This window comes from Streptomyces sp. ISL-66 (assembly GCF_018614135.1).
Lineage (GTDB): Bacteria > Actinomycetota > Actinomycetes > Streptomycetales > Streptomycetaceae > Streptomyces.
Genome location: NZ_JAGGOW010000074.1, coordinates 19,941 through 32,992, shown reverse-complemented (window position 1 = coordinate 32,992; position 13,052 = coordinate 19,941). Strand labels below are relative to the sequence as shown.

At 71.9% G+C, this 13,052-nt stretch carries 11 protein-coding genes; 5 read left to right on the top strand and 6 right to left on the bottom strand.

The window, feature by feature from the left end:
- Positions 1–55 precede the first annotated feature (55 nt).
- The 5 genes from J7E97_RS15475 to J7E97_RS15455 all read left to right on the top strand — a co-directional run bounded on the left by J7E97_RS15475 (position 56) and on the right by J7E97_RS15455 (position 6,032).
- Positions 56–1,753, top strand: a complete 1,698-nt coding sequence (locus J7E97_RS15475; RefSeq protein ID WP_215027379.1) for a cytosine permease — start codon at positions 56–58, stop codon at positions 1,751–1,753.
- Between the two features lie 160 nt (positions 1,754–1,913).
- Positions 1,914–2,117: an SPOR domain-containing protein gene (locus tag J7E97_RS15470; protein ID WP_215027377.1), complete on the top strand. Its 204-nt coding sequence runs from the start codon at positions 1,914–1,916 to the stop codon at positions 2,115–2,117.
- 75 nt (positions 2,118–2,192) lie between these two features.
- Entirely contained in the window at positions 2,193–2,624 is a 432-nt protein-coding gene (locus tag J7E97_RS15465; protein ID WP_215027375.1) for a (deoxy)nucleoside triphosphate pyrophosphohydrolase, read from the top strand.
- A gap of 164 nt (positions 2,625–2,788) precedes the next feature.
- Positions 2,789–3,217 carry an ATP-binding protein gene (locus tag J7E97_RS15460; protein ID WP_215027373.1) on the top strand — a complete coding sequence of 143 codons (429 nt, stop codon included), beginning with the start codon at positions 2,789–2,791 and terminating at the stop codon, positions 3,215–3,217.
- 226 nt (positions 3,218–3,443) lie between these two features.
- Positions 3,444–6,032: a SpoIIE family protein phosphatase gene (locus J7E97_RS15455; RefSeq protein ID WP_215027412.1), complete on the top strand. Its 2,589-nt coding sequence runs from the start codon at positions 3,444–3,446 to the stop codon at positions 6,030–6,032.
- Positions 6,033–6,066: 34 nt separating this feature from the next.
- On the opposite strand, the gene J7E97_RS15450 is transcribed toward J7E97_RS15455, so the two are convergent.
- From J7E97_RS15450 to J7E97_RS15425, 6 genes are all read right to left on the bottom strand, one after another.
- Complete coding sequence (locus J7E97_RS15450) at positions 6,067–6,786, bottom strand: PspA/IM30 family protein (RefSeq protein WP_215027371.1); 720 nt, start codon at positions 6,784–6,786, stop codon at positions 6,067–6,069.
- A 63-nt stretch (positions 6,787–6,849) separates the two neighbouring features.
- Positions 6,850–8,952 (bottom strand): TPM domain-containing protein, encoded by a 2,103-nt coding sequence (locus J7E97_RS15445; protein WP_215027411.1) that lies wholly within the window; start codon positions 8,950–8,952, stop codon positions 6,850–6,852.
- A gap of 248 nt (positions 8,953–9,200) precedes the next feature.
- Positions 9,201–9,974, bottom strand: a complete 774-nt coding sequence (locus J7E97_RS15440) for a succinate dehydrogenase/fumarate reductase iron-sulfur subunit (protein ID WP_215027369.1) — start codon at positions 9,972–9,974, stop codon at positions 9,201–9,203.
- On the bottom strand, positions 9,971–11,905 hold the full coding sequence (locus tag J7E97_RS15435) for a fumarate reductase/succinate dehydrogenase flavoprotein subunit (protein ID WP_215027367.1): 1,935 nt from the start codon (positions 11,903–11,905) through the stop codon (positions 9,971–9,973). Before J7E97_RS15435 ends, J7E97_RS15440 begins: the two co-directional genes overlap by 4 nt.
- Position 11,906: 1 nt before the next feature.
- On the bottom strand, positions 11,907–12,731 hold the full coding sequence (locus J7E97_RS15430) for a hypothetical protein (protein ID WP_215027365.1): 825 nt from the start codon (positions 12,729–12,731) through the stop codon (positions 11,907–11,909).
- A gap of 96 nt (positions 12,732–12,827) precedes the next feature.
- Positions 12,828–13,049 carry a hypothetical protein gene (locus J7E97_RS15425; protein WP_215027363.1) on the bottom strand — a complete coding sequence of 74 codons (222 nt, stop codon included), beginning with the start codon at positions 13,047–13,049 and terminating at the stop codon, positions 12,828–12,830.
- Positions 13,050–13,052 lie beyond the last annotated feature (3 nt).

The following is a 13,052-nucleotide window of genomic DNA, read 5'->3' as shown; positions in this document are numbered from 1 at the left end:
CGGGCAATGCCCGAGGGTGACGGGTCGTCACAATGCGGTCCTACCGTCCGGCGGTATGACCGATACCGCCGCACCCGCCTCCGCCTCCGCCTCCACCCCCGCGCCGCCGCGCAGGAGCTATGCCAAGCTCGCCGCCGACGAGAGCCGCGAGGACTACTCGCTCAGATACGCGCCCCACTCCTTCCGGCGCTGGGGCCCGGCCACCGTCGCCGGCACGGCGCTCGGCGGCATCGCCTACCTCGCGGACTTCGCGATCGGCGCCTCCATCGTCTTCGCCTACGGCTTCACCAGCGGCGCCGCCGCGATCCTGGCGGCCGCCGTGATCATCTTCCTGACCGGCATCCCCATCGCCCGCGCGTGTGCCACGTACGGCCTGGACATGGACCTGGTCACCCGGGGCGCGGGCTTCGGGTACTTCGGCTCCACGCTCACGTCCCTCATCTACGCCTCCTTCACGTTCATCTTCTTCGCCCTCGAAGGCTCGATCATGGCCCAGGCCATGCACCAGGCGGTCGGCCTGCCCGTCGAGATCGGGTACCTGCTCACGACGCTCGTGGTCATCCCGATCGTCTTCAAGGGCATGGGCGCCCTCGCCAAGGTGCAGGCCTGGACCCAGCCGGTCTGGCTGATCGGGCTGGCCCTGCCCTTCCTCGTGCTCGCCTTCGAAGCCCCGGACGCCTGGGGCACCTTCGCGCACTTCGGCGGGACGGAGGGGGCGGGCCCCGGCTTCTCGTGGATCGGCTTCGGGTTCGGCACCGGCATCGCGCTCTCGCTCATCGCGCAGATCGGCGAACAGGCCGACTACCTGCGGTTCATGCCCGCCAAGACCCCGGCCACCAGCCGTCGCTGGAACGTCGCCGTGCTCGCCGCCGGCCCCGGCTGGGTGGTCATCGGCGCGGCCAAGCAGCTCGGCGGCGCCTTCCTCGCCTTCGCCGCCCTCGAAGCGGTGGGCAAGACGCACGCGCTGGAGCCGATCGCCCCGCAGCTGGAGGCGCTGCGCCCCTGGCTCGGCGGTTTCGCGCTGCCGGTGGCGGCCCTCTTCGTGATCGTCTCGCAGATCAAGATCAACGTCACCAACGCCTACAGCGGCTCGCTGTCCTGGTCGAACTTCTTCTCCCGGATCACCCACCGCCACCCGGGCCGCGTCTGGTACATCTTCCTCAACCTCGGCATCGCGCTGACGCTGATGGAGCTGAACATGTTCGCGATGCTCGGCAAGTTGCTGGGCTTCTACTCCAACGTGGGCATCGCCTGGATCGCCGCCGTGGCCGCGGACCTCGTGATCAACAAGCGGCTCGGGCTCAGCCCGCCGTACATCGAGTTCAAGCGCGCCTATCTCTACTCGGTCAACCCGGCCGGATTCGGCGCGATGGTGATCGCCTCCACCGTCTCGATCCTCGCCTTCTTCGGCCTTTTCGGGACGTACGCCGAAGCGTTCTCGACCTTCATCGCGGCCGGACTCGCCCTCGCCCTCTGCCCGTTGATCGCCTGGGCGACGAAGGGGAAGTACTACCTGGCCAGGCCGAACACCGTCAACGGCCCCGACGTGGAGGTCGCGGACGTCACCGCGACGCACCTCTGCGCTGTCTGCGAGACCGCGTACGAGCTGCCCGACATCGCCGAGTGCCCCGTCCAGTCCGGCCCGATCTGCTCGCTCTGTTGTTCCCTCGACGCGACCTGCGGGGACGTCTGCCGCAAGCAGGGCCCGGGCGGGGCGGTGATCCTGCCGCTGCCGACCGTGCGCCGGGTCTGAACCGGCGCGCACGGCCCACTCGTACGCGTGGCCGGATGCGTACGCCTGCGAGGTACCTCTTCGTGAAAAACCGTATCCGCTGCGTGAAGGTCGGGCGTAGGCTCAGGCATATGCGCGATGCGGTTTCCCGGGCAGGTACGTCGGCGGAGGGTGAAACGCGATGAACGACAGCGGTGCCCTGCTCCCGTGGCTGGTCATACGTGAGGACGACAACGGCAACCGCTACCGGGTGGGCCGGTACGCCACCCGGGCAGAAGCCCAGAAGGTCGCCGACGACCTCGACGACAGAGGACACAAGCAGCTCTACTGGATCGAGCGCCTCGTCCAGGGCGGTACCACCAGCCGGACCGCCACGATGAACTGAACGTCCACGACGAAAATGAGCGTCCACGACGAAGTGAGCGTCGCAGCGGCAACACCGCTGCCATAGGCTCCGCCCATGACTGTACGCGTGGTCGTGGGCGGAGCCCTTTGTCATGACGGGCGCCTGCTGGCGGCCCGGCGCAGCGCACCCCCGGAGCTCGCCGGCCGCTGGGAGCTCCCGGGCGGCAAGACCGAGCCGGGCGAATCGGGGGCCGAAGCACTCGTGCGCGAACTGCGCGAGGAACTCGGTGTCGAGACGGAGGCGCTGGAGCGGATCCCGGGGGAGTGGCCGCTGAAGCCCGGCTTCGTCCTGCACGTGTGGACCGCCCGGCTGCTCTCCGGCGACCCGGCTCCGCTGGAGGACCACGACGAGCTGCGCTGGCTCGGCCCCGGGGAGCTCGACTCGGTGGACTGGCTCGACCAGGACCGCCCGGCGGTCGCCGAGGCCGGGCGGCGCCTGGAGTCCCAGTCCGCCGCCGGAGCTCAGAGGGCTCACGGGGGCGCGTGACGCCTACGCTCTAGGCCGTCTGCGCCACAGTGCGCCGGTCCGTGGGGGGCCGAGTGATACGACGCCGTGAATATCGGGTATGTCGCTATTAATCCGTATCTCGTACTTGTCCCCGTGGTTCTGTCCCTGTCGAACCGGACTGGGGTCGCCAGCCGGCCCGGGAAGTGATCGGCGTGATCGACACAGACGGTGAATGCGCCGAATGGGCCTTCCCCGCCGAACCGGGTGCCGTCCGCACCGCCCGCCACGCGGTGCGCGGCGCCCTTCGCGAATGGGGCCTCGACGCCGTCGGCGATGTCACCGTCCTGCTGGTCAGCGAGCTGGTCACCAATTCCCTGCGCTACGCCTCCGGGCCCATCGGGGTCCGCCTGGTACGGCGCAATCCGGCCGCCCCGGAGGCGCCCTCGGGTCCGGCGCTTCTCGTGGAGGTTTCGGATCCGCTTCCCGATCCGCCCCGCGCACGCGTCGCCCGTTCCGATGACGAGGGCGGGCGGGGCCTCCACCTGGTGGCGGTCTCGGCGCAGCGCTGGGGGACCCGGCACGGGAAGTCGGGCAAGACGGTGTGGTTCGAGTTGGCTCTTCCTGGTGAGTAACAAGGGGAAGGACTGCCAAGGGGTACCCCCGGACGGAGTCCGCGGAGAGCGCACGGCATGGCTGGAAAACAACGGGATCCTTTTGTGATCGCGAAGGCCGTGCCGTAAGGCGCCGCGGTGCTGAATACTTCGGTCATGGCCGGTCCGGTTGCGGTGAGCTGGAGGGGACGGTCGCGTGAGCGAGATACCTGTACAGGCACATCAGGCCCGTGTGCCTGTGGAGACGGTGGGCAGGGACACCTGGCACGACTCCTTGTGGCACAACAGCCTGCCTGGCTCGATATATGACTACATAAAGGTCGCTTCCTTCTCGATCGGCCCCGACGGCCTCATCGACCAATGGAGTCTGCGCGCCGAGGAACTCTTCGGGCTGAGCCCGGCGCAGGCCGTCGGCCGCGATCCCGTCGACGCCTTCATGCCGGCCGAACTGCGATCCGCCGGGCACCGCAGAATGGCGGAGATCCTCGACGGCAAGGAATGGACGGGCCTGATCCCCTTCCGGATCCCCGGCGGAGACGGTGCGCACGGGGTGGCCGAGATCTATGTGATGCCCACCCGGACCGAGTCCGCCGAGCGTGCCGCGCTCTGCGTGGTCGTCGACGTACGCGCGCTGCGGCGCATCGAATCCGATCTGGCGGCCTCGCAGGCGATTTTCGGACAATCGCCTTTCGGTTTCCTGCTCTTCGGCACCGACCTCACCGTGCAGCGCGCCAACCGCCGCTTCGCGACCGTCTTCGGCGGCGCCGCAGAGGACCACCGCGGGCGCACCGTCCACGACTACCTCCCCGCGCACGAGGCCGACCGGATGGCCGAGGCGCTGCGCAGGGTCCTGGAGACCGGCGACTCGGTCAACGACCTCCAGATCACCGGAGCCGCCCCCGGCAGCCGGGAGAACCGGCACTGGTCCATCAACCTCTACCGGGTCCACGGCGGATCGGGCCGCCCCGTCGGCGTCGCCGGCATCGGCATCGACGTCACCCGCCGCCACCTCGCCGCCCGCGAGGCCGCCGGCGTCCGGCGCAACCTCGCCCTGCTGAACGAGGCCGGACACCGCATCGGCAACTCCCTCGACCTGGAGACCACCGCCCGCGAACTCCTCGACGTCGCCGTCCCCGGCTTCTGCGACCTGGCCGCCGTCGACCTCTACCAGGGCCTCCTGCTCGGCGACGACGACCGCCCCGCCCGCCCCCAGGGACCGGGCGTGCCCAGCCTGCCCGGCCAGGGACCGGGCCGGGCGCCCTCGGCGCCGCTGCGCCGGGTGGCCTTCGCCTCGGCGGTCTCGGACGCCCCGCTGTCGGGACCGGGCGCGCTGGTCTCCGTAGGCGAGATCCACCGGTACCCGGCCGGGTCGCCGGGCGCCATCGCGCTGCGCACGGCGCGGCCGCGGCTGCTGGAAGGCGGCGGGCCGGAATCCGGGGACCTCGTACAGTCCACGCTGGTCGTCCCGCTCGTCGCCCACGACACGGTGGTCGGACTCGCCCGTTTCTCCCGTACGAAGGGCAGCGAGCCCTTCGGTGAACGGGACCGGGCGGTCGCGGTGGAGCTCGCCGCACGGGCCGCCGTCTGCATCGACAACGCGCGGCTCTACCGGCGCGAACACGAGCGCGCGCTGATACTGCAGCGCAGCCTGCTGCCCCCCGGGGACCCGGAGGCGGCCGGGCTCGACATCGCCTGCCGCTACCTGCCGGGCAACGCGGCGACCGAGGTCGGCGGCGACTGGTTCGACGTCATCGAGCTGCCCGGGCACCGCACCGCGCTGGTCGTCGGAGACGTCATGGGCCGCGGTCTGCGGGCCGCCGTGGCCATGGGTGAACTGCGCACGGCGGTACGGACGCTGGCGCTGCTCGACCTGGAACCGGCCGAGGTGCTGACCGCGCTGGACGAGATCGCGCGGGGGCTCGGCGCGCCCGGCGGCTCCCAGCAGGCCTCGCGCGCCGCACTGCACTCGCGGGACGCGGACCGCTCGGAGGTGTACCTCGCCACGTGCGTCTACGCCGTGTACGACCCGGTGACCCGGCGCTGCACGATCGCGAACGCGGGCCACATGCCGCCGGTGCTGGTGGAACCCAAGGAGGAGGGCGCCCCCGCCCGGCCCGGACTGCTCCTGGAGATCCCGACGGGACTGCCGCTGGGCGTGGGCGGCGAGCCGTTCGAGGAGGTCGAGGTCGAACTTCCGGAGGGCGCACTGCTCGCGCTGTACACCGACGGCCTGGTCGAATCGCGGGACCACCCGCTGGAAGAGGGCCTGCGGGGCCTGCGCGACGCGCTGGCGGATCCCTCGCGGCCGCTGGAGGAGGTCTGCGACCGGGTCCTCAACACCCTCGACACCCGGCACGGCGAGGACGACATCGCGCTGCTGATGGCCCGCGTCCAGGGCCTGCCGGTGGACGCCGTCGGCGACTGGCAGCTGCCGCGCGAGGCCCGGTCGGTGGGCCGGGCGCGGGAGCTGGCCCGGGCCAAGCTGCCGGCCTGGGGGCTGGAAGGGCTGCTGGACACGACGGAGCTGCTGGTCAGCGAGCTCGTGACGAACGCCCTGCGCTACGGCGAAGGCGAGATCCGGCTGCGACTGCTGCTGGACCGGACCCTCGTCTGCGAGGTCTGGGACGCGAACCTGGTCCAGCCGAGGCGGCGGCGCGCCCGCGACACCGACGAGGGAGGCCGCGGCCTCCAGCTCGTCGGCCTGCTCTCGGCGGGCTGGGGCACCCGGCGCACGCACCGGGGCAAGACGGTCTGGTTCGAGCTGCCGCTCCCGGGCGCGGTGGCGGAGTCGGTGACCGAGCTCTCGGCCGAGCAGCTGCTGAGCATGTACGGCTGACCGGACGCGGGCCGCCCCCGCCGCCGGCCGGGACTCAGGCCGCCTCGCCGGCCTTCAGCGCGGCGAGGCGGGCCTCGATCTCCGAGGTCTTGCCGAGGTCCTCCAGGGACTCGAACTGCGAGTCCAGGGAGGACGCGGCCAGTTCCTGCTTGCCCAGCGCCATGGCCTCCTCGCGCCGGACCTTGTCCTCGAAGCGGTTCAGGTCGCTGGTGGGGTCCATGACGTCGATGTTCTTGACCGCGTCCATCATCGTGTTCTGCGCCTGCGCGGTCTTGGCGCGCGCCACCAGCTCGTCCCGCTTGGACGTGAGCTCGGTCAGCTTGTTCTTCATCGAGTCCAGCCCCGACTTCAGCTTGCCCACGACATCGGTCTGGGCGGCGATCGTCGGCTCGGCCGTCGCCGCCTCCTTCTCCGACTGCAGCTGGCGGCCGAGGGCCACCTTGGCGAGGTTGTCGAACTTGTCGGCGTCCGCGGCCGCACCCGAAGCCCGCAGCTCGTCCGCCTTCTTGCTCGCCGCGAGGGCCTTGCCGCCCCACTCGGCGGCCGCGTCCACGTCCTCCTTGTGGTCCGCCTCCAGCATCCGCAGGTTGCCGATCGTGGTGGCGACGGCCTGCTCCGCCTCCGAGATGTTGTTCGTGTAGTCGCGGATCAGCTGGTCCAGCATCTTCTGCGGGTCCTCCGCCTGGTCCAGCAGGGAGTTGATGTTGGCCTTGGCGAGCTGGGTGACCCGGCCGAGGATGGTCTGCTTGCTCATGGTGCTGTCTCCTTGGGGAAGCCGAAGGGGGAGTGGGGTCGGTGCGGCCGTGGGGCGCGGCCGTCAGAAGCGGCCGCCGCCGCCCATGCGGCCGCGGGTCCCGCCGCCGCCGAAGGAACCGGGGCCGCTCCCGCCCCCGCCGCCGAAGCCCCCGCCGAAACCCCCGCCGCGACGGCCGCCGTTCAGGATCTCGCCGAGGATGATCCCGCCGAGCACCGCGCCGCTCATGCCGCCGCCCTGGCGCCGGCCGCCGCCGCTGCCGTACGGGTTCTGGTACGCCTCCACGTCCTGCTCGGCCAGCTGCTGCGCCTGCCGCGCGAGGGAGTCCGCCTGCTGCGCCCCGGCCACCGCGCCCGGCGGGTCCGAGGCCGCCAGGGACGTGGACCGCTCCAGGTGGCGCTGAGCCTCCGCCAGCCGCGTACGGGCCTGACTGCCGACCGCGCCCCGGCTGGTGGTGATGTAGTCCGCCGCCGCGCCGATCGCGCTGCGGGCCGTGAGCTGGGCCTGGTCGAGCAGGGCCGTCGCCCGCTGGCGGCCCGACTCGCGCTCGCGGGCCCCCGCCAAGGCCTCGTCGAGGGCCGCGTCGGCCTCCTCCACGCGGCGCAGGGCGTCCATCGGGTCGTACCGGCCGGCGCTCTGCTCCTGCCGCACGTCGGCCACCACGGCCTCCGCCCGGCCGATCCGGCCGCGCAGATCGGCGGTGGAGGTGCCCTCGGTGGTTCCGGTCAGCAGTCCCCGCGCGTCGGCGAGGTCCGTGTCCGTCTCGTTCAGCGCGACGGGCAGTTTCCCGGCGGCCTCCGCGAGCTCCTGCGCCCGCCGCTCGACCGCGTCTACCAAGGTCGCCGCCTGGTCCACGGCGCCCTCCGCCGCCCGGACGTGCACGGCGGCCTTGCCGTTGTCCCCGGCGGCGATCGCGGCGCGGACCTCGCCGAGGCTGCTCGTCGCGAACAGCAGCCGGTCCTTGGCCTGTTCGGGGTTGGCGGCCACGGGCGCGGACGCGGAGTCCGCGTACTGCCGGCCGAGGGCCGTGAGGGTGGCCTCGGCCGTCGTCGTGCGGCCCGTCAGCGCACGGAAGTGGGCCTCCACGGTGGCCAGGGCCTGCGGGGCGTTCTTCTCCAGGTCCCGCAGCCGGTCGAAGTCGGCCGACTCGGCGTCGAGCCTCCGGTTCGCCTCCGTGCAGCGGGCCACGATCTCGTCCAGCATCCGGCGGCGGGTGGCGTCGTCCTCCGGGTAGGCGTCGTCGAGCTGCTGGCGCAGCCGGAACGCGGCCGTCAGCTCGCCCTTCCCGAAGTCCACGGCCGCCGTGAACGCCGACACCGCCTCCTCGCCGAACTGGGCGGTGGCGAAGCCGAGTTCCTCGGTGCTGGTGCGGATCGCGTCGTCGGTCTCCACCAGCACGGTCTTGGCCCTGGCGTCCAGATCGGGCAGCGGCACCGGCGCGGGCGCGGTGTCCTGCCCGGACCAGCCGGTGGTCTTCGAACCGCCACCGCGGCCACCGCGACCGCCCGCGGACCCGCCGCGCTTGCGGCGGGTGTACGCGTACGCGCCGAGGGCGCCGGCCGCGCCGACCGCGACCACCGGCAGGACGAGGTCCCCGGCGCCGCTCTCGCCGCTCTCGCCGCTCGCCCCGGCGCCGCCCGGGTCCGGCTCGCCGGGGACGATGGCGGGCACCGGCACGGGCTGCCCGCCGAGGACCGCGTCGTAGCCGTTCGCGGCGCCGATCGCGGCGCCCGCCCAGTCGTTCTTCCGTAGGGCCGGCTCGATGGCGGTCTGTGCGACCGCGGCGAGCTGCTCCTTGGTGAAGCCGGACTCGGTGTCGGCCGAATAGGCGTACTGGCGGGCGCCGGTGCCGACGGCGAGCAGGACGTCGTTCTGGCCGAGGCCGTTCTTCTGGGCGGTGGCGTCGGCCCAGCTCTGCGCGGAGCGGCCGGAGAAGTCGCGGACGTACGTGACGAACAGCTGGATCTTCCGGTCGGCGTACAGCTTGTCCAGCGCGGCGGTGACGGCCGCCTTGCGGTCGCCCAGGGCGCCCACGCGGTCGGTGATCTGCCCCTGCTGGGAGAGGGTGACGGGATCGTCGGCGCGGGCGGGCGGCGCGGCGGCCGTCGCCCAGCCGCCGGCCGCCAGCAGGGCGGCGGCCAGCGCGAGGGTGGCACGGAGGGATATCCCGGCGGCGGTGCGGCGCTGCGTCCTGCTTCTCGGCGGAGTCACATTTGGGAGAGTATGGGCGGTTCCTCGCCCTCGCACCCGGAGATCGCCGGGCCCGCCCGGGGCGCCCCCGGGCGCACCTCGGGGGCGCACCCCGGGCCCCGGCAGCCGGTCCAGCCCCACCCGCGCACCGCGATGCCCCCCGACACCACGTCAACGACGGTGTCGGGGGGCATCGCGTCCCGCGCGGTGAACGGTGGGGGCGGCTATCGAGCGGAACGGCGTCCGATCTTGCTCCCCAGCCACACCAGGGGGTCGTACTTGCGGTCCACGGCCCGCTCCTTCAGCGGGATCAGGGCGTTGTCGGTGATCTTGATGCCCTCCGGGCAGACCTCCGTGCAGCACTTGGTGATGTTGCAGTAGCCGAGCCCGTGCTCCTCCTGGGCCGTGCGCTTGCGGTCCAGTCCCGCCTCGCCCGCCGCGTCCAGCGGGTGCATGTCCAGCTCGGCCACCCGCATCAGGAAGCGCGGGCCGGCGAAGGCGGTCTTGTTCTCCTCGTGGTCACGCACCACGTGGCAGGTGTCCTGGCACAGGAAGCACTCGATGCACTTCCTGAACTCCTGCGAGCGCTCCACGTCGATCTGCTGCATCCGGTACTCGCCGGGAGCCACCCCCGCGGGCGGCACGAAGGCCGGGATCTCGCGCGCCTTCTGGTAGTTGAAGGACACGTCCGTCACCAGGTCGCGGACGACCGGGAAGGCCCGCAGCGGGGTGACCGTGATCGTCTCCTCGCGGGAGAACGTCGACATGCGCGTCATGCACAGCAGCCGCGGCCGCCCGTTGATCTCCGCGCTGCACGAACCGCACTTGCCCGCCTTGCAGTTCCAGCGCACCGCGAGGTCGGAGGCCTGGGTGGCCTGGAGCCGGTGGACGATGTCCAGCACCACCTCCCCGTCGTTCACCTCCACGGTGAAGTCGCGCAGCTCGCCGCCCTCCGCGTCGCCCCGCCAGATCCGGAACGCGGCATCGTAGGTAGTCACCCGTAGAGCTCCTCTTCGGCGAGGTACTTGACCAGCTCTTCCTTCTCGAAGAGCGCGAGCAGGTCGGGTCGGATGGGTTCGGTGCGCACCCGGGTCAGCTCGATCCGGTCCGCCGCCGGGTCCTCGGGAGCCGCCTTTCCACCGGGCCCGGTGACCGGCCGGCACAGCAGGTTCACCGGCCGCCAGGACCGCTCCATCGACGGGCAGTCCTCGCGGGTGTGTCCGCCCCGGCTCTCGGTGCGCTCCAGGGCCGCGCGGGCCACGCACTCGCTGACCAGCAGCATGTTCCGCAGGTCCAGCGCCAGGTGCCAGCCCGGATTGAACTGCCGGTGTCCTTCGACCCCGGCGCGGGAGGCCCGTTCGCGCAGGGACCGGAGCCTCTCCAGCGCCTCGGTCATCTCGCCCTCGCGACGGATGATGCCGACGAGGTCGTTCATGGTCGTCTGGAGTTCCTGGTGCAGTGTGTACGGGTTCTCCGCGCCCTCGGCGGCATGGAACGGCGCCAGCGCCTCCGCGGCCGCCTCGTCCACCTGGGCCTGGTCCACCACCGGGAGCCGGCCCGCCGCGGCGGCCGCGTGCTCCGCGGCGTGCAGCCCGGCCCGGCGGCCGAAGACCAGCAGGTCGGAGAGGGAGTTCCCGCCGAGCCGGTTCGAGCCGTGCATCCCGCCCGCGACCTCGCCGGCGGCGAAGAGGCCGGGCACCCCGACCGTGGCGGCCGTGTCGGAGTCGACCGCGATGCCGCCCATCACGTAGTGGCAGGTCGGGCCGACCTCCATCGGCTCGGCGGTGATGTCGACGTCCGCCAGCTCCTTGAACTGGTGGTACATCGACGGCAGCCGCCGCCTGATCCGCTCGGCCGGCATGCGTGTGGACACGTCCAGGAACACCCCGCCGTGCGGGGTGCCGCGTCCCGCCTTGACCTCGGAGTTGATGGCGCGGGCCACCTCGTCGCGGGGGAGCAGCTCGGGCGGGCGCCGGTTGTGGTCCGGGTCCTCGTACCAGCGGTCGCCCTCCTCCTCGGACTGCGCGTACTTCTCCTTGAAGACGTCCGGGATGTAGTCGAACATGAACCGCTTGCCCTCGCTGTTGCGCAGCACCCCGCCGTCGCCGCGCACCGACTCGGTGACGAGGATGCCCTTCACGGAGGGCGGCCAGACCATGCCGGTCGGGTGGAACTGCACGAACTCCATGTTCAGCAGCGGCGCCCCCGCGAGCAGGGCCAGCGCGTGGCCGTCGCCCGTGTACTCCCAGGAGTTCGAGGTGGTCTTGAAGGACTTGCCGATGCCGCCCGTGCACAGCACGACCGCCGGGGCCTCCAGGACGAAGAAGCGGCCGGTCTCGCGCTCGTAGCAGAAGGCGCCGGCGACGGTCTCCCCGCCGTTCGGGCCGTGATCTTTCAAAACCCGGGTGACCGTGCACTCCTGGAAGACCTTGAGCCGGGCCTCGTAGTCCCCGTACTCCTCGAAGTCCTGCTGCTGGAGCTGGACGATCTTCTGCTGGAGGGTGCGGATCAGCTCCAGCCCGGTCCGGTCGCCGACGTGCGCCAGGCGCGGGTACTCGTGCCCGCCGAAGTTGCGCTGCGAGATCTTCCCGTCGGACGTCCGGTCGAACAGCGCGCCCCAGGTCTCCAGCTCCCAGACCCGGTCCGGGGCCTCCTTGGCGTGCAGCTCGGCCATCCGCCACTGGTTGAGGAACTTGCCGCCGCGCATGGTGTCGCGGAAGTGCACCTGCCAGTTGTCACCCTCGTTGACGTTGCCCATGGAGGCGGCGATGCCGCCCTCCGCCATCACGGTGTGGGCCTTGCCGAAGAGGGACTTGCAGATCACGGCCGTACGGGCGCCCCGCTCCCGGGCCTCGATCGCGGCCCGCAGTCCGGCGCCGCCCGCGCCGACCACGACCAGGTCCCACTGCTGCCGTTCCACTTGAGCCATCTCAGAAGATCCTCGGGTCGTCGAAGGCGCCGCTGGCCACCAGGTACACGTAGAAATCGCACGCGGCGACGCTGATCAGGGAGGCCCACGCCAGCTGCATGTGGCGGGTGTTGAGCCCGCTGATCCAGCCCCACAGGCGGTAGCGCACCGGGTGCTTGGAGAAGTGCTTGAGGCGGCCGCCCATGATGTGCCGGCAGGAGTGACAGGACAGCGTGTAGGCCCAGATCAGCGTGATGTTGACGAGGAACAGCAGCGTCCCGAGGCCCATGTGGCCCCACTCGTACCGGTCGTTTCGGAAGGTCAGCACGGTGTCGTAGGTGAGGATGCCCGCGACCGGCATCGCCGCGTAGAAGAAGTACCGGTGCATGTTCTGGAAGATCAGCGGGAAGCGGGTCTCACCGCTGTACGAGGCGTGCGGCTCGGCGACCGCGCAGGCGGGCGGCGAGGCCCAGAAGCCCCGGTAGTAGGCCTTGCGGTAGTAGTAGCAGGTCAGCCGGAAGCCGAGCGGGAAGATCAGGATGAGCAGCGCGGGGGACAGGCCCCACCAGCTGCCGAAGAGGTCGAGGTTCGGTCCCCCGCGCATCTCCTGGCAGTTCTCCGCGAGACACGGGGAGTAGAACGGGGAGACGTAGGGGGCCGCGTAGTAGTCGGCATTGGCGAATGCCCGCCAGGTCGAGTAGACGATGAAGGCGAGCAGCCCGGCCGCGGTGCCGGCGGGCGCCAGCCACCACCGGTCGGTCCGCAGGTGCCGGGCAGCGATCGCGGCCCGCGAGGCGTCGTGGACGCCGGCGGGCCGCTGGGCTGGTGGTTGTGTGCCTGTGGCCAAGAGGGACTCCGGGTGGAGTGATGAGGGGTGGCCCAGGAGACCCGGCCGCCGTCACTGTCGGTGGCCGGGTCCGGTGGGGTGTGCGTCGAGCAGGGGTCAGGGCGCGCGGCGGTCCCGGGCGCCGAGCCCCTCGTCGTCGGAGTCCGTCCACAGCGAACTGTCGTACGGGGTGTCCGGGACGCTGACCATCGGACCCCGGGCCGCGGGCCTGGGGGCGGCCGGGGTTTGCCGGGCGACGTCCTGTTCGAGCCGCTCCACGGAGCGGACCAGCTCGTTCAGGCTGCGTCGTACGGCTGTCAAATCATCTTGCAGGGACATGAC

Bases quoted from the DNA above. Each gene is read 5' to 3' on its own strand.
- J7E97_RS15450 (WP_215027371.1), bottom strand. From the start codon at position 6,786: ATGAGCAAGCAGACCATCCTCGGCCGGGTCACCCAGCTCGCCAAGGCC.
- J7E97_RS15475 (WP_215027379.1), top strand. From the start codon at position 56: ATGACCGATACCGCCGCACCCGCCTCCGCCTCCGCCTCCACCCCCGCG.
- J7E97_RS15425 (WP_215027363.1), bottom strand. From the start codon at position 13,049: ATGTCCCTGCAAGATGATTTGACAGCCGTACGACGCAGCCTGAACGAG.
- J7E97_RS15435 (WP_215027367.1), bottom strand. From the start codon at position 11,905: ATGGCTCAAGTGGAACGGCAGCAGTGGGACCTGGTCGTGGTCGGCGCG.
- J7E97_RS15470 (WP_215027377.1), top strand. From the start codon at position 1,914: ATGAACGACAGCGGTGCCCTGCTCCCGTGGCTGGTCATACGTGAGGAC.
- J7E97_RS15465 (WP_215027375.1), top strand. From the start codon at position 2,193: ATGACTGTACGCGTGGTCGTGGGCGGAGCCCTTTGTCATGACGGGCGC.